Raw genomic sequence first — 16,024 nt, 5'->3', positions numbered from 1 at the left:
CGCGCTCAGCCCAGCAGCCGGGACTCGGCCGTGGCACGCATCGGACGGGAGCGCCGCAGGTCGGCGGTGACGCACACCCGCTTCAGCCAGCGGTCGGTGCCGTCGTAGCGGGGATGGAAGGGCAGGCGGCCGTGCACGGCCCGGTGGTTGTCGATGACGAGCACGTCGCCCTGGTCCGCGACGACCTCCCGCATCCCGGCGTCCACCACCTTGTACAGCGCGTCGTAGGCGCGGCGGGCGTCGGTGTCGTCCTCCGGTACGGAGGTGAAGTACGGGTCCAGCCGCATGTACGGGTCCTGCCGCGAGCCGTACAGCAGCGGGCCGAGCGGCCGTTCGTCGATCATCCGCTGGATCGTGGCGAACCGGGCGGCCTCCTCGGAGGTGATGGTGTTGTTCTTCGGCAGGTGCGACTCGTCCGGGGCGATGTGGAACCGCGGCTGGAAGAGGATGTCGATGTCGTCGTCGGACAGCGAGGACAGGTCCAGTTCGCCGACCGTGGTGGGCACGCGGTCGGGGTTGCGCAGCGCGCCCAGGAGCAGGTAGTCGCTGCGGTAGGGGTGGAAGGCGTCCTCGGTGTGCCAGGTCAGCAGCTCCTTGCTGCCCATGCCGAGCTGGTCGTTCTCGTGCCGGCGGATCGGGAAGATGTCGTGCACGAGGTGGCCGTCCTGCTGGGTGGCCCAGCCGAAGGGCTCGCCGAGCAGCGCCGCGTACAACATCAGCAGCAGCTCCTCGGGGAACTCCGGGCCGGGGCGCCGGCGGCCGCGCCAGTGCTCCGGCGTGGGTCCGATGCGCTGCTGGTCGACATCGTGCCCGCGGATCACCACGTGCCCGTGGCGGTCGCCCAGCTTGAAGTCGCGCAGGAAGCGCTGCACGCCCAGCGGCAGTCGGGCGGCGAGCCGGGGCAGGTCGCGCAGCAGCCCGGCGTCGCCGAAGGACGGGTAGGCGGCGGCCAGTTCGCGGGTGACGTCCGCGGTGGCGGCGGCCTCGTCAGGAGTGAGGGTGTAGCTGGGCGTGGACTGGTCGGTGAGGTTCGACATGGCCAACTTTCGCTGAATATATGGATGGTTGCTGCCCGCGGTCGGCCGAAGCCGGGTGTGCGGGCCCTCGGGTGGTACGGGGTGACGTGAAGGTCTGTGCGGCGCGGCGCGGCCCGGTGCGGTGGAGGCGGCGCGGCGGGTCAGGCCCGGCTGGGCTCGGCGGCCGGGAGCGCCCCGGCCAGGAGCCGGGGGGTCGGGCACCGGAACAGGACGCTCGCCCGCAGCCCGGCCGCCGCGGGGAACGACTCGCGCAGCCGCGCGAGCACCCGCATGGCGAGCAGGGACTGCCCGCCATGCTCGAAGAAGTCGTCGTCGGGGCCGAGCGCCGGCGAGTCCAGGACCTCGCGGAAGAGAGCCACGACGGTGGACAGCGGCTCGTCGGCGGAGTCCGGGCCGGGCGAGGGGTCTGCCGGCCGTTCCGGGGCACCGGCCGGCGCCGCCGTGGCCCAGTCGCTCAGCCGCCTCTTGTCGATCTTGCCGTGCGGGTTCTTCGGCAGGACGGACACCCGGTACAGCACTCTGGGCACGGCCCAGTCGGGCAATCCCGCCCCGAGCGGTGCCACCAGCGCGTCCCGCTCCGCCCCGGTCAGCCGGACGGCTTCGCCGGGCAGCGGGGCGAGGCGCGGGTCGGCCGGCACCGTGAACGCCCACAGAGCGGTACCGGTCCGCGGGTCGGGGAAGACCACGGCCTGGTCCACGGCCGGGTCGTCGCACAGGGCCCGCTCCACCCGGGCCGGCTCCAGCCGGTGGCCGCGGATCTTCACCTGGTCGTCCAGCCGGCCCAGGAACACCAGGTTCCCGTCGGCGTCGACACGGCCCAGGTCACCCGTCGGGTACACGCGCGCGCCGGGTACCGCGGACAGCGGGTCGGGTAGGAAGCGGCGGGCCGTTGCCGCCTCGTCGCCGAGGAAGCCGCGGGCCAGCAGCGGGCCGCCGATGTGGATCTCACCCGACTCGCCGGGCGGCACCGGCCGCCCGCCGCGCCGGACGCTGATCTCCACGTCCCGCAGCGGCGTGCCGAGCGGCACCTCCTCGGCGTCGGCCGGGAGCAGCCCGGTGTAGAAGGTGGAGCTGACGGTGCACTCGGTCAGCCCGTACACGTGGGCCAGCCGGGCCGGGTGGCGGGCCTGCCAGGCCCGGTAGGGCGCCGGGTCCATCCGCTCGCCGCCGACCACCACCAGACGCAGCTCCGCCGGAGTGGTCAGGCCGCGCGCGTCGAGCCAGCGGGCGTACTCCAGCCAGTACTGCGTGGACAGTTCCACCACGGTGGTCCCGGTGCGGGCCATCATGGTGTGCAGCTCCTCCGCGTCCAGGGCCCGGGTGTTGGCCCGGCACACTATGGCCGCGCCGGAGACGAGCGCCGGAAAGGCCTCCTCGATCAGCACGTCGAAGCCCAGCGAGCAGACCTGGAGCCAGCGGTCCCCGGCGGCCAGGGCCAGCCGCTCGGCGACCGCCGCCGCGAACCGGCCGAGCGCGTCCCGCTCGACGACCGTGCCCTTGGGCTGCCCGGTCGACCCGGAGGTGAACAGCACGTAGGCGACATCGCCGCCGCCCGCCGGCCGCGGCGGCCGGGGGAGTGCCGCGCCGTCCGCGTCCGCCGTACCGCCGGGGGAGGGCTCGGCCGGCGGGCGTACCGTACCGCCGTCGGACGGGGTGGGCGGTACGTACGCCGTCGCGGGAGCGTGGGCGCCGTCGCCGAGCCACACCGCGGCCTGTGTACGGCGTACCAGCGCGTCCCGCGCGGCCACGGGCAGCCGGTCGTCCAGGACGGTGAACCCGGCCCCCGCCTTCAGCGCCGCCACCATGCCGAGCACCGTCCGGCCGGGGTCGGCGAAGGCGAGGCCGACCAACCGCCCGGGGCCCGCGCCGCGCGCGGCCAGGGAAGCGGCCCAGGCGTCGGTCAACCGGTCCACCGAGCCGTACGTAAACACCTGACGTGGTGTCACCAGCGCTGGCGCCTGCAGCTGTTCGCGTACGCGGAGGTGCCACAGGTCCAGCACGTCGCGCCCGGACACGGCGCTCATCGGGCGGCCCCGCCGCCGCGCAGGAACGCCGACAGCTCCGCGAGCCCGGTTCGGAAGCTCTCCTCCGGGCCGCCGAACCCGAGCCGGGCGCCGTGCGGCACGCCGAAGGCCGTCCCCGGCACGAGGAGCGTGCGATGGCGGGAGAGCAGCTCCAGGCAGAAGCGTTCCACCGCCGCCGGCCCGCCTGCGGCCCGCTCCAGCCCGCGGAACACGGGCAGCGCGCACACCCCGCCCTCCGGCGGCGTCCAGCGCACCAGGTCCTCGTGCTCGGCCATCCACCCGGTGAGGTGGGCCAGGTTGCGCCGCGCCTCGGCCGCCCGGGTGCCGATCAGCACGTCGGCGTGGCGCATGGCCCGTTCGGCGATCAGCTCGACCAGCGGGGACAGGAAGAGCGTGGTCCGGTCGCGCAGCGGGAACACGGCGGTGATCAGCTCCGGTGGCGCGACGGCCCAGCCGACCCGCAGCCCCGGCAGACCGAAGGTCTTGGAGAAGGTGCCGTAGGAGATCGTGTCGTCGCAGGTGGCGGCGGGGTCCGGGAGAACGTCCCAGCGGTGTGCGACCTCCGCGGTGGCGGCGTCCCACACCAGGGTCGCGCCGACGGTGGCGGTCCGCTCGGTCAGCGACTTCAGGCCCTGCGGCGAGAGCGTGACGCCGGACGGGTTGTGCGGGAAGTTGACGACGACGGCCGTGGTCCCCGGAGTCACCAGGCCCTGGAGCACGTCCTCGTCGATCGCGCCGTCGCGCACGGCCGCGGCCGGCAGTTCGGCGACCTCGCAGCCCGCCGCGCGGGGGTAGTGGCCCAGCGAGTGGTAGATGCCTTGTTGGACGACCACCCGGTCACCGGCCCGCAGCAGCGTGCCCAGGGTGAGGGCGATGGCCTCGCTGGAGCCGTGGGTGACCAGCACCCGCTCGGCGTCACCGCCCGCGTACCGGTCGGCGATCGCCTGCCGGATGCCCGCGCCGCCCTGGGAGACGCTGTCGTCCATGACGACGGCGTCCAGGTCTTCGGCCGGGATGCGACACAGCTCCCGTATCTCGGCGAAGGTGTACGGGTACACGCCGCTGGAGCTGATGTCGTGGAGGTCGGGGCCCAGGTGCCGGCGGTACCACTCCTCCAGCACCGGGGGCTCCTCACGCGGCGGATGCAGACTGCTCATGGTTCGGCAACTGTCCCTTCTATCCCTGACGGGTGTCCCGCCACCACCGCTGACCGGCGAGCGGAAGCGTGTCGATGGGGTCGTAGTAGTGGTATGAGCCGCTGTGGGCTTCCGGGTCCGCCGCTTCCAGTGGGGTGAGGTAGCTCTTGCTCCAGTGCGACACGCCCAGTTGGCGGTCGTAGGAGTCGGCCTGGTCCACCCAGCGCTTGCCGGCCAGCGGCACGTCGCACACGATGCGGGGCGTGGCGTAGCCGGGCAGGTAGCCCATTATCTGACGCTGTATCAACTGAGCGCGGTGCAGCGGCACCCGCCAGTGCTCGGCGTTCGGGATCATGTCGCACATGTAGAAGTAGTACGGCGTGATCCCCGCGTGGTCGGCGAGCGCGAAGCACAGGTCGAGCAGGTCGTGCGTGCTGTCGTTGACCCCGCGCATCAGCACGCCCTGGTTGCGTACGTCGTGCAGGCCCGCACCCAGCAGTGCCCAGGCCGCCTCCGCCACCGCGGGGGTGATCTGCTGAGCGGCGTTGGCGTGGGTGTGCAGCGCGACGCGCACCCCCCGGGACCGGGCCGTCCCGGCGATTCGGGCGACGCCCTCCAGCACCGGGCCGGACCGCCAGTGCTGCGGCAGCCCGACCAGCCCCTTGCTCGCCAGCCGGATGTCCCGGACGGACTCGATCTCCAGCAGCCCGCCGAGGAAGCGCTCCAGGCGCGGCCAGGGCATGTTGGCCAGGTCGCCGCCGGAGACCACCACGTCCCGGATGCCGGGGGAGGCGCGCAGGTGCTCCAGGATGCGGTCGGCCCGGTCGGCCGACTTGAGCCGGAGGCGGTTCTTCTCTACCTGGGGCGTGGAGTTGCCCACCAGGTCCATCCGCGTGCAGTGCCCGCAGTACTGCGGGCAGGTCGACAGCAGCTCAGCGAGCACCTTGGTGGGGTAGCGGTGGGTCAGCCCCTCCACCACCCACATGTCCTGCTCGTGCAGGGAGTCCCGGCCGGCCATCGGGTGCGACGGCCACCGCGGGTGCCGGTCGGAGAAGACCGGCAGCATGTAGCGGCGTACCGGGTCGTCGTAGAACGCCTTGGTGAGCTCGCCCGGACGCGCGCCGGTCGCCTCCGGCGCCATGGTGTTGAGCATCTGGGGCGGCAGCAGGACCGACATCGTGGCGCGGTGCAGCCGGTCCTGTTCCCAGTCCGTGTAGAAGCGCTCGTCCAGCAGGTCGCCCATGACCGCGCGCAGGCCCTTCGCGTCCTTCACGCAGTGGGCGCGCTGCCACTGGGGGTCCGCCCACTGGGCCGCGGTGACGTCCCGCCACCCCGGCAGGCGCCGCCAGTCCGGCTCCACGAGTGGACGGCTGCGGTACTCGTAACCGCCTTCCAGGACTGCTGACTCCGTCTGCCTGCGTACTGTCTCCACCGGCCCGCCACCCCATCCCATCGGATTCGGCCGTGTTGCCTGGCATCGATCTTGCAGAGGTTGAGGAGTTGTACACGAGAGGAATTTGTACGGGGTGCAAGGGTGCGTAGCCCCTGTACAACGGGAGGCTGATGAATGGTGAGCGGAACCCGCCGGCGGGTGTCTTGGAGGGACCGGACAGTGCGGACGGGCCCCGCGATCGGCTCCGGGCTGGCCTGAATTGCAGGCTGAGAGGTTGATGGGTATGTCACTGACATGTACCAATAGCCGCAGATCAGTCGGGGAGGCACGCATGCTGGGAGTACGGCGGTCTCCGGCCGATCGTGCCGTCGACACCGGACACCGCTGACCACGGTTCTACGGCTCGACGGAGTCAGCGTTTCGTCGAGACAACCGATTCCCAGGGGGAACATGTGCCCAGGCCAGAGCGGTTACTGGACCCTACTGCAGGCCCGTTGGAGGCATTCGCCCACGACTTGCGCGCGTTGCGGACGCGGGCCGGAAAACCCTCGTACCGCGCCATGGCGCTCCAGGCCCACTACTCCGTCGCGACGCTCTCCGAGGCCGCGCGGGGGCTGCAGAAACCCTCGCTGAAGGTGACGCTCGCCTATGTCGCCGCGTGCGGCGGGGACCTGGAGGCGTGGTCGCGCCGCTGGCACAGCGTCAGCGAAGCACTGGAGGTACGCGGCGGGCAGGCGCGTGGCCGACCCGGCGGCGCGGACCGGAACCGGAACCGGAACCGGAACCTGGACCGGAACACGGGCCGCGGGGACGACCACGACCGGGGGGCGGCCCGTCGGGACCAGGAACGGAGCCGGCACCGACTGGGCGGCGACGGAGACGCGGAGCGCCGGTACGGCGTGGACGGGGACGTGGACCGGCGATACGTGGACCGGCGGGACCAGGCGCGTCGGGAGCAGACCCGTCGGGACCAGGACCGTCCGGAGCAGGGCCTTCGTGGCCAGGACCGGCACGCAGGCCGTTCGGTCCGGGACGGGCGCACGGGCCTTCCGGACCGGCGCCAGGACGCGGGCCGTCCGGGCCCCGGCCAAAACGCCGGCCGCCCGGCCCCGGATCGGAGTGCAGCCCGTCCGGACCCGGAGCGGAACGCAGGGCGCCCGAACCGCAACCGGGACGCGGACCGTCCGGACCACGACCGGGACGCGCACCGTGGACCCGAGGACGCCGAGCACGTCCGGGGACGCCGTGGCACGCTCGTGCCCACCGCGCCCGCCACCGCCACCGCGCCTGATCGCGGCGGCGACGAGCTGACCGGCGACGAACGGGCCGAACTGCGGCGGCTGCGCAGCGAGGTGGAGGAACTGCGGCACGCCAACGAGGTGCTCAAGGCGGCGTCCGCCATCTTCGCCGCGGATCTCCGCACAATCTCGAAGGTCGTGTACAACCCGGCGGCCCGACAAGATCGGTCGGCGTGACCGGTGCACCCGCGCCTCGTGGGCGCGGGGTGCACCCGGACGATCCCGACCGACCCTTGGGGACTGACCATGCGTGTGCTCGGAGTCAACGGCTGGCCCGGCGCCAGCCACGACGGGGCGGCCTGCCTCGTCGTGGACGGCGAAGTCATCGCCCTGGCCGAGGAGGAACGCTTCACCCGGAACAAGCACGCCTACGGGGAGGCACCCCTCAACGCCGCCGCCCACTGCCTTGCGGAGGGCGGCCTCACCCTGGACGACATCGACGTCGTCGCCCACGGCTGGGAGCTGCCCAAACTCTTTCGCGACCGGGGCCTGGACTGGTTCGCCGACGACGCCGGTGCCCTCGAACACCTGCTGCCCAAGGCGCTGTTCCCGCGCACCCGCGACCCGCGGCTGACGTTCGTCGACCACCACGTCGCCCACGCCGCCAGCGCCTACTACCTCTCCGGGCGGGACCGTGGCGCCGTCCTGGTCCTGGACGGCCAGGGCGAGGACGTGAGCACCACGCTCGCCGTCGGCAGCGACGGCGACCTCAAAACCCTGCGCTCCTACCCGCCCGGCTGGTCGCTGGGCTACTTCTACGCGGCGGTCTGCGAGTACGCCGGTCTCGGATCCGACGCGGCGGGCAAGATGATGGGCCTGGCGTCGTACGGCACCCCCCAGGACCTCACCTTCGGCGGCGCCCTCCGCTTCACGGACGAGGGCTTCACCGTCGGTGTCGTCCCGCCCGGGCTGCGCTCCCACGGCAGCACCGACGAGGAGACGGCCACCATCCGGTACTGGCTGGAACACCTCGAGAAGGTGCTGCCGGACGCCCCCAACCGCTCCGTCCGCCGCTTCGACCCTCGTGCGGGCCGCTACGCCCGGGTCACCGACCGGGACCCGTTCGAGTACCGCGACATCGCGGCCACCGCGCAGGCGGCGCTGGAGCGGGCGGTCACGGCCCTGGTGCGCTCGCTGCTCCGGGAGAGCGGCGAGACCACGCTGCTGATCGCGGGCGGCGTCGGTTTCAACGCCACCCTCAACGGCAAGCTCATGCGCATGCCCGAGGTCCGGGACCTCTTCGTCCAGCCCCTCGCTGGCGACCAGGGCGTCTCGCTCGGCGCGGCGGTCCGGGTCGCGGCCCAGGAGGGCGACCGGATCTGGCCCATGCGGGGTTCGGTGGCCTGGGGGCCGCAGTGGAGCCCGGACGAGATCCGCCGGGTCCTGGACGCCTCCGGCACCGCCTACACCGAGCCCGCCGACATCGCCGCCGCCACCGCGGACGTCCTGGCCGCCGGCGGAGTCGCCGGCTGGTTCCAGGGCAGGGCCGAGGGCGGCCCCCGCGCCCTCGGCCACCGCAGCATGGTAGCCGTGCCGAACCCCGAGGGGACCCGTGATCGGGTCAACGTCCGTATCAAGGACCGGGAGGCGTGGCGGCCGTTCGCCCCGAGCATGCAGGAAGAGGTGGCCGAGGCGCTGATCGGCACCACCACACCGCTGCCGTACATGATCGTCACCACCCCGGTCACCGAGGCCGGTGCCGCAGTCATGCCCGCCGTGGTCCACAGCGACCGCACCACCCGGCCGCAGACCGTCTCCGCCGACGTCGACCCGCTCTACCACCGCCTCATCGGCGAGGTCGGCGAGCGCAACGGCACCTCGGTCGTCCTGAACACCTCCTTCAACGGCCGCGACGAACCCGTCGTCTGCAGCCCTCGCGACGCCCTCGCCACCTTCCACCGGCTGCCGATGGACGCCCTCGCCCTCGGCCCGTTCCTGGTACGCCGCCCCGAGGGCACCCCGGCCGAGGACCACGCGTGAGCGCCCCGACCCGCTCCCCCCAGAACCCCACCCCGGACCCCGCCTCGGGCCCAGGCACGGAAGCGGTCACGGCCCCTGCCACGACCTCCGCCGCGGAAGCCCCCACGACCTCCGTCGCGAACGCCGGTACCCCGGCGGAGCCCACGGGCGGTCCGCCCGTCCCGACCGTCGGGGAGATCCGGGCCCGGCTCGATGCCTGGCTCGCCGATACCGTGCTGGCGCCGGAGGCCGATCTGTCGGCTCCGCTGTCGGACCTGGGCGTGGACTCCCTCGACCTGATCCGTACCGCCCGTCGTGTCGAGGCCGCCTTCGGTGTCCGGGTGCAGTTGCGGGAGCTGGCCGTACCGGAGATGACCACGGTCCGGCTGGCCGCGCTGGTCGCCGAACGCGCGCAGCGGCGCCGTCCCCCCGAAGCCGCGCCGCCCGGCGCCGGTCACGGCCCGGTCGTGCTCACCCCCATGCAGGAGCAGGCGTGGGAGGAGCAGACCGGCGACCGGGGCCACTGGAACCAGGCCATGCTCTTCACCACCCGGCCGGGCCTCGACGGCGAACTGTTCGCCGAGGCCGTCCGCCGCCTGGTGGCCGGACACGTCTCGCTGCGCCTGGCCGTCGAGGCCCGCCCGGCCCGGCGGCCCCGGCAGCAGGTGCGGGCCGTCGACATAGACGGCCCGCCCGGCGCGGCCCTCGGCCCAATGCTGGACACGGTCGACATCTCCGAACTCGCCGACCGCGACCTGCCCGCCGCGGTCACCCTGCGGTGCGCGGTTGAACAGTGTTCGCTGGACCCGCTGAACGGGCCCGTGGCCCGGTTCGTCCGGTTCGACGCTGGTCCGGCCCGCGCGGGGAGACTGCTGATCATCGTCCACCAGATCGCGTTCGACATGGTCTCCTGGTCGGTCCTCCTGGAGGACCTGGAGGAGCTGTACACGGCTCTCGAAGCCGACCGCCGCGACGTCCGCTGCGCGGAGGGCACCCCGTACCCCGAATGGGCCCGCGCGCTCGCCGCGCACGCCCGCACCGAGCGGGCCGAGGCTGAGGCCGAGTGGTGGACGGAGGTGGTCCACACCCCCGCGACGATCCCGCTGGACCACGCCACCGCCGATCCGCGGGCCGCGAACACCGCGCACACCGCCACGACGCACCACGAGGAGTTCCCGGCGGAGCTGACCGGCCGTCTCCGCGCGGCGGCCCGCGCCCACCGCGCCCACCCCGGCGACCTGGTCCTGCAGGCCCTGGGCGAGGTGCTGGCCGGGTGGCTCGACGAGCCGGCGGTGCGGGTGGACATCCTGCGGCACGGGCGCGAGGAGGCCGTCGCCGGTACCCATCTGGCCCGCACCACCGGCTGGTTCACCACGACCGTGCCCGTCCGCCTGGACCTGTCCCCCGGCACCGCCGCCGAACGGCTGGCCCGGACCGTCGGCCACCTCGCGGCCCTGCCCGGCGGGGGAGTGGGACACGGCGCGCTCAGCCGCCACGGCCGGCCGCGCATCGCGGCCGCCCTGCGCGCCGCCCCGCCCAGCGACATCTCGTACGACTTCGAGGGCGACGACGCGGACGCCCTGCCGCTGGGCAGCGTGCTGCCGGACGTGGCGCCCGAGCCAGTCGGCGACATCACCGCCCCGCACTGGACGCGGCCCCATCTCATCGAGGTGATCGCCACGACCGACGACCAGGTGCTGCGTGTCGAGTGGTGGTACTCCACCGCCCTCCATGACGAGGCGACCGTACGCGCCCTCGCCGCCCGGCACCGAGCCGCCCTCACAAGCCTCCTCACCACCCCGGCCCCTGGCACGACACCCCCCGGCGCGGACGGGACCCGCGGCAGTTGAACAGCTCACGGACGGACAACAGAAGGCACCCCGCCATGACCCTCCCCAGCGTGCTCGACCCCTTCTTCGCCCTCGCCCGCTCCGACCCCGGCCGGCCTGCCGTCATCGACAACGGCTTGACCGTCAGATACGGCCAACTCGCGTGCTGGGCAGGCGCGGTGGCCGACCTGGTCGCCACCCGTGCGCCCGGGCCGCACCCGCCCGTGGCTCTCCCCGTCCACCACAGCGTCCGCGACATCGCCGCGATCCTCGGCACGCTCGCGGCTGGCCGCGGCTATGTGGCGGTACCCGACGGCCCGGCCGGCCACACCGGCGAGATGCTGCGCGCCCTCGGCTGCCGGGAGGCGGTCGCCACCGCGGAGACCGACCGGCCGCCCGCCGTCGACCGTGTCCTGCGCCCCCACTGGGGGCCTTCCTACGCCCCCGTCCAGGGCGGCGGCAGACCTGTCCAGGCCGACGACCTCGCCTACGCGCTGTTCACCTCCGGCTCCACCGGCGCCCCCAAGGCCGTGGCCGTGCCGCACCGGGCGCTGCACGCCGTACTGCCGCCGCTGGGCGAGCTGTACGAGGTCGGCACGGACACAGTGTCCCTCAACTTCACCCGCGCCGACGGCGACACCAGCCTGGAGGAGATCCTGCCGCCGCTCCTGGCGGGCGGGCTCGTCGTGCTGGACGGCGACGCCGAGGCGGACCTCGACCGGGTCCTCACCGACCACGAGGTCACCCTCGTCAACCTGCCCGTCGACTACTGGCACATCTACACCGGCCACCTGCTGGAGACCGGCCGGAAACTCCCCGACACCGTCGAGACCGTCGTCATCGGCGGCGAGGCCGTCCGCCCCGACATGCTCGAACGCTGGCACCGGCTCGGCGCCGACCAGGTGCGGCTCCTCAACTCCTACGGGTCCACCGAGACCGCACTCGTCACCCACAGTGCCGTCCTCGCCGGCCCGGGCGCACCGGCCCGGATCGCCGGGACCGCCTTCCCTGACGGCGTGCCAATCGGCCACCCGCTGCCTTCCGTACGGCAGGCCGTGGTGCCACGCCCGGACGCGCCGGGCGGCCCCGGCGAGCTGCTCGTGGCCGGTCCCCAGCTCGCCACTGGCTACCTCGACGACCCCGGCCGCACGGCCGCCCGCTTCGTCGAGGCGGATCTCGGCGACGGCATCGCCCGCTGGTACCGCACCGGCGACCTCGTCCACGAACGGGCCGACGGCGCGCTCGTCTTCCACGGCCGCGCCGACCACCAGGTCAAGATCCGCGGTCACTGGGTGGACCTGCTGGACGTTGAGGAGGCCCTCGGCCGGCTCCCCGGCGTGACCGCCGTCGCCGCCGCCGCGCACGCCAAGAGCGAGCACACCGCGCTCGTCGCCTTCGTGGTCCTCACGCCCGGCGGCACCGCGCCGGGGGACTGCGGCGCCACCGCCGAACCCGCCGCGCTGCGCGCGCGGTTGCGCGCCACGCTCCCCGAACACCTCGTCCCCGACCGGATCGTGGCGGTACCCGAACTGGCGCACACCCGCACCGGCAAGATCGACCGCGCGGCCACCCGGGACCGGTACCTGTGACCAACCGCCTCTTCGTCGCCTCCGTGGCCCCCGCCGCCCTGCCCGAGGCGGACGCGCGGGGTCCCTGGGCCTACCTGTGGTGGCTGGTGCGGATCCGGCCCGGCCCGCTGCTGCTGAGCGCCGCGCTGGGCACCCTCTGGATGGTCCCCCTCGCCCTGGTGCCGCTCGTCATCGGGCGGGCCATCGACGCGGCCGGCCAGGGCGGCGACGCGGCCGGCCCCTACCTGTGGGCGCTGCTCGCCCTCGTCCTCGGCATCGTCCAGGCCCTCGCCGGCGCCGGTCTCATCCAGGCCGCCGTGGGCGCCGAGGCGCACGCCCTGTCCCACACCCACCGCGTCCTGATGCGGCACGTCGTCCGGCTGGGCGCCACCCTGCGCGGCAAGGCCCGCACCGGCGACGTGGCCGCCTCCGCCGCGGCCGACGTCGACAGCATCGGCAACGCCTTCGAGGTGGTCGGCCGGACCATCGGCGCGGTGGTCGCCGCCGTGCTCGTGGCCGTGGCGCTCACCGCCACCTCGCCCGTCCTCGGACTGGCCGTGCTCATTGGCGTCCCGGCCGCCGTCCTGGGCATCGGACCGCTGCTGCGGCCCCTCCAGGAACGCGACGAGGCGCAGCGCGAGCAGATGGGCATCGCCACCTCCCAGGCCGGTGACATCGTCGCCGGTCTGCGGATCCTGCGCGGCATCGGCGGCGAGGCCGGCTTCGCCGAACGCTTCCGCCGCACCAGCCAGGAGGTCCGGCGGGCCGGCGAGTCCGCCGGCCGCATGGAGGCGTGGCTGCAGGCGGCCGGGGTCTTCCTGCCCGGCCTCGTCACCGTCGGCATCGTGTGGTTCGGCGCCCGCCTCGCCCTGCGGGGCACCATCACCGCCGGTGAACTGGTCGCCTTCTACGGCGCGTCGGCCTTCCTCACCCTCCCGGTGAGCACCGCCACCGAGGCCGCCGAAACGCTCAGCCTGGCCAAGGTCGCCGCCAGCCGGGTCTGCGCCCTGCTGCGGCTCACCCCCGAGACCATTCCGCCCGCGCACCCCGAGCCGCTGCCGCCGGGGCCGCTCTCCCTGGCCGACGCCCACACCGGCATCACCGCCGACGCCGGCAGGCTCACCGTGGTCGTCGCCCCCGCCGAACGCGTCGGCGACCTCGCCGACCGGCTCACCCGCCCCGGCGCCCGCGGCGCCGACGGCACCCCGCCCGTGCTGCTCGGCGGCGTACCGCTCGACCGGGTGGGCCCCGCCGCGCTGCGCGCGCGAACACTGCGGTCCGGGCTCGCCGACACCCTGTTCAGCGGCACCGTACGGGAGGAGCTGACCGCCGAGTCCGACCGCTCGCCGCGGGACCTCGAGCGCGCGCTGTTCACCGCCGACGCCGTCGACGTGGTCGACGCCCTCCCCGCCGGACCGGACACCCGCCTCGACGAGGGCGGCCGGGCCCTGTCGGGCGGCCAGCGCCAGCGTCTGGTCCTCGCGCGGGCCCTGCTCGCGTCCCCCGACGTGCTGGTGCTGGAGGACCCGACGTCCTCCGTCGACGCCCACACCGAGGCCCGGGTGGTCGAGCGGGTGGCCGCCGCGCGGGCGGGGCGCACCACCGTCGTGTTCAGCGACAGCCCGCTGTGGCGCGGCGCCGCCGACCGCGAGGTCCGCCTCGGCCCCGCCCGTGTCCCCGGCAGCACCGACCGCTCCGCAGGAGGGCCCTCGTGACGACGACCCCCGCCCAGGCCCGCGCCACCGCCGAGGTCCCCGCCTCACCGCCCGCCCCCGGGTCCGACCGCACGCCCGGCCACCCGGGGCGGCTGCCGCTGGCCGACCGGGCCGACGTACGGGCTTGGGTCGGGGCGTTCCTGCGCGGCGAGGCACCCGGACTGGTCGTCACCTTCGGGCTGTTCGCCGCCGCCCTCGTGGCGAGCCTGGTCGGACCCCGGCTGCTGGGCCATCTGGTCGAGTCCGTCAAGGACGGCACCACTGCGGGCCGGGTCGACCTGCTTGCCCTGGCCTTCGTCGCCGTGCTCGTGACGCACGCGCTGCTCGCCCGCGCCGCCCGCACCCGGGCCGCCCTGCTGGGCGAGCGGGTCCTGGCGCGCACCCGAGAGAACTTCGTCAGCCGGGTCCTCGGACTGCCGCTGTCGGAGGTGGAGAGCGTCGGCACCGGCGACCTCCTCAGCCGCGCCACCGTCGACGCCGACCGGCTCAACGAGAGCATCCGGCAGGCCGTCCCGCGGATCGCGCTGGCCGCCGTCACCCTCGTGTTCACCCTCGCGGCGATCCTGCTGACCTCACCGCTGCTCGCCCTCGCACTGGTGGCCGGGGTGCCGTTCGCCGCCCTGTCGACCTGGTGGTACCGGCCGCGCGCGACCCGCGCGTACGAGCGCCTGCTCGCCCAGGAGGCCGACGTCCTCGCCGTCACGCACGAGACCGCGCGCGGCGCCGCCACCGTCGAGGCCCTCGGGCTCGGGGAACGCCAGATCCGGCGCCACGGCCGGGCGGTGGACGAGGTGGTACGGACACGGCAGCGCACCACCTGGCTCCAGACGATCTGGTTCCCCAGCCTGGACCTGGCCACCATGGTGCCGATGACGCTGACCCTGCTCATCGGCGGACTCGCCTACCGCGACGGTGCCGTAGGCCTGGGCGAGCTGACCGCCGTCGTACTGTACGTCCAGGCCCTCGGCGAACCCCTGAACGACCTGCTGACCTGGACCGACGAACTGCAGATCGGGAATGCCGCGCTGCGTCGCATCCTGGGCGCCGACCGCCTGCCGAGAGAGGAGCCACGCCCCGCCGTGGCCACCGACGGGCACACCATCCGGATGGCGGGCGTCGGCTTCGGCTACGCGCCCGGCCGGGAGGTCCTGTCGGACATCGACCTGGAGATCGCCCACGGCGAGCGCCTCGCCGTGGTCGGCGCCTCGGGGGCGGGCAAGTCCACCCTCGGCAAGCTCCTGGCCGGCGTGCACCACCCGACGCGCGGCACGGTGAGCGTCGGCGGCGCCGAGATCAGCACACTGCCGGTGGACCAACTGCGTCGCGAGATCGTCCTGGTGACCCAGGAGCAGCACGTGTTCACCGGCACGGTACGGGAGAACCTCACCCTGGCCCGCGAGGAGGCGCCGCCGGACGAGCGGCTGTGGGAGGCGCTGGAGACGGTCCTGCTGACGGACTGGGCACGCGCCCTGCCCGACGGCCTCGACACCGAGATCGGCCCGGGCGCCGCCCGGCTCTCCCCCTCGGCCGCCCAGCAACTAGCCCTGGCCCGCCTCCTGTTGTCAGACCCGTACGCGCTGGTCCTGGACGAGGCCACGGCCCTGCTAGATTCCACCGCGTCCCGCCGGATCGAGCGCTCGCTCGCGGCGCTCATCGAGGGCCGTACGGTGATCTCCATCGTGCACCGCCTGGACTCCGTCCGTGAGGCCGACCGCATCGTCGTCATGGATCACGGCCGGATCGTCGAACTCGGCACCCACCACCAGCTCCTCACCGCGAACGGAACCTATGCGTCCCTCTGGCACGCCTGGCGGACGGCCCACCACCCCGGCGGGGACGCGAGGCCGTAGCACGGGCGGGGCCCGGCCGCTGGTGCAGGTGGCGGGCCGACGCGGCGGTCGGACGAACGAGGATCCAGTACCGGCCGCACCTGATCGCCGGCTGTCTGCCGACCACCGGTCTGGACCTTGACGGGCTGATCGACGAACCGAACATCGCCGATTCAACCTGAGTAGCATCCGGACGAGAACGACGACCACGCCTTGGGTTCTGGCTCCCGCTGGAC

At 74.2% G+C, this 16,024-nt stretch carries 10 protein-coding genes; 6 read left to right on the top strand and 4 right to left on the bottom strand.

The annotated features are described in order from the left end of the window. Window positions 1–5: 5 nt before the first annotated feature. From vioC to VM636_RS06675, 4 genes are all read right to left on the bottom strand, one after another. A complete protein-coding gene (gene vioC, locus VM636_RS06690) occupies window positions 6–1,037 on the bottom strand; it encodes an arginine beta-hydroxylase, Fe(II)/alpha-ketoglutarate-dependent (protein WP_338486310.1) in 1,032 nt (343 codons plus the stop codon). A 140-nt stretch (window positions 1,038–1,177) separates the two neighbouring features. Beyond that, window positions 1,178–3,061: a non-ribosomal peptide synthetase gene (locus VM636_RS06685; protein ID WP_338483827.1), complete on the bottom strand. Its 1,884-nt coding sequence runs from the start codon at window positions 3,059–3,061 to the stop codon at window positions 1,178–1,180. Next, entirely contained in the window at window positions 3,058–4,218 is a 1,161-nt protein-coding gene (gene vioD / locus VM636_RS06680) for a capreomycidine synthase (RefSeq protein WP_338483825.1), read from the bottom strand. Before vioD ends, VM636_RS06685 begins: the two co-directional genes overlap by 4 nt. A gap of 19 nt (window positions 4,219–4,237) precedes the next feature. Continuing rightward, window positions 4,238–5,629: a lysine 2,3-aminomutase gene (locus VM636_RS06675; protein ID WP_338483823.1), complete on the bottom strand. Its 1,392-nt coding sequence runs from the start codon at window positions 5,627–5,629 to the stop codon at window positions 4,238–4,240. A gap of 1,217 nt (window positions 5,630–6,846) precedes the next feature. Here VM636_RS06675 and VM636_RS06670 point away from each other — a divergent pair. From VM636_RS06670 to VM636_RS06645, 6 genes are all read left to right on the top strand, one after another. Beyond that, window positions 6,847–7,065: a hypothetical protein gene (locus VM636_RS06670; RefSeq protein WP_338483821.1), complete on the top strand. Its 219-nt coding sequence runs from the start codon at window positions 6,847–6,849 to the stop codon at window positions 7,063–7,065. A 69-nt stretch (window positions 7,066–7,134) separates the two neighbouring features. Further along, complete coding sequence (locus VM636_RS06665; protein WP_338483818.1) at window positions 7,135–8,868, top strand: carbamoyltransferase C-terminal domain-containing protein; 1,734 nt, start codon at window positions 7,135–7,137, stop codon at window positions 8,866–8,868. Next, a complete protein-coding gene (locus tag VM636_RS06660) occupies window positions 8,865–10,697 on the top strand; it encodes a condensation domain-containing protein (RefSeq protein WP_338483816.1) in 1,833 nt (610 codons plus the stop codon). The genes VM636_RS06665 and VM636_RS06660 overlap by 4 nt, the downstream gene beginning before the upstream one ends. A 35-nt stretch (window positions 10,698–10,732) precedes the next feature. Further along, window positions 10,733–12,265, top strand: coding sequence for an AMP-binding protein (locus VM636_RS06655; RefSeq protein ID WP_338483814.1), 1,533 nt, complete (start codon window positions 10,733–10,735; stop codon window positions 12,263–12,265). Further along, entirely contained in the window at window positions 12,262–13,959 is a 1,698-nt protein-coding gene (locus VM636_RS06650; protein ID WP_338483812.1) for an ABC transporter ATP-binding protein, read from the top strand. The genes VM636_RS06655 and VM636_RS06650 overlap by 4 nt, the downstream gene beginning before the upstream one ends. Continuing rightward, window positions 13,956–15,809 (top strand): ABC transporter ATP-binding protein, encoded by a 1,854-nt coding sequence (locus VM636_RS06645; protein ID WP_338483810.1) that lies wholly within the window; start codon window positions 13,956–13,958, stop codon window positions 15,807–15,809. The genes VM636_RS06650 and VM636_RS06645 overlap by 4 nt, the downstream gene beginning before the upstream one ends. Window positions 15,810–16,024 lie beyond the last annotated feature (215 nt).

It is taken from the genome of Streptomyces sp. SCSIO 75703 (assembly GCF_036607905.1).
GTDB lineage: Bacteria > Actinomycetota > Actinomycetes > Streptomycetales > Streptomycetaceae > Streptomyces.
Note: the sequence above shows the minus strand (reverse complement) of the source record. Positions and strands in the feature narration are given on the sequence as shown.

Bases quoted from the DNA above. Each gene is read 5' to 3' on its own strand.
- VM636_RS06665 (WP_338483818.1), top strand. From the start codon at position 7,135: ATGCGTGTGCTCGGAGTCAACGGCTGGCCCGGCGCCAGCCACGACGGG.
- vioD (WP_338483825.1), bottom strand. From the start codon at position 4,218: ATGAGCAGTCTGCATCCGCCGCGTGAGGAGCCCCCGGTGCTGGAGGAG.
- vioC (WP_338486310.1), bottom strand. From the start codon at position 1,037: ATGTCGAACCTCACCGACCAGTCCACGCCCAGCTACACCCTCACTCCT.
- VM636_RS06655 (WP_338483814.1), top strand. From the start codon at position 10,733: ATGACCCTCCCCAGCGTGCTCGACCCCTTCTTCGCCCTCGCCCGCTCC.
- VM636_RS06685 (WP_338483827.1), bottom strand. From the start codon at position 3,061: ATGAGCGCCGTGTCCGGGCGCGACGTGCTGGACCTGTGGCACCTCCGC.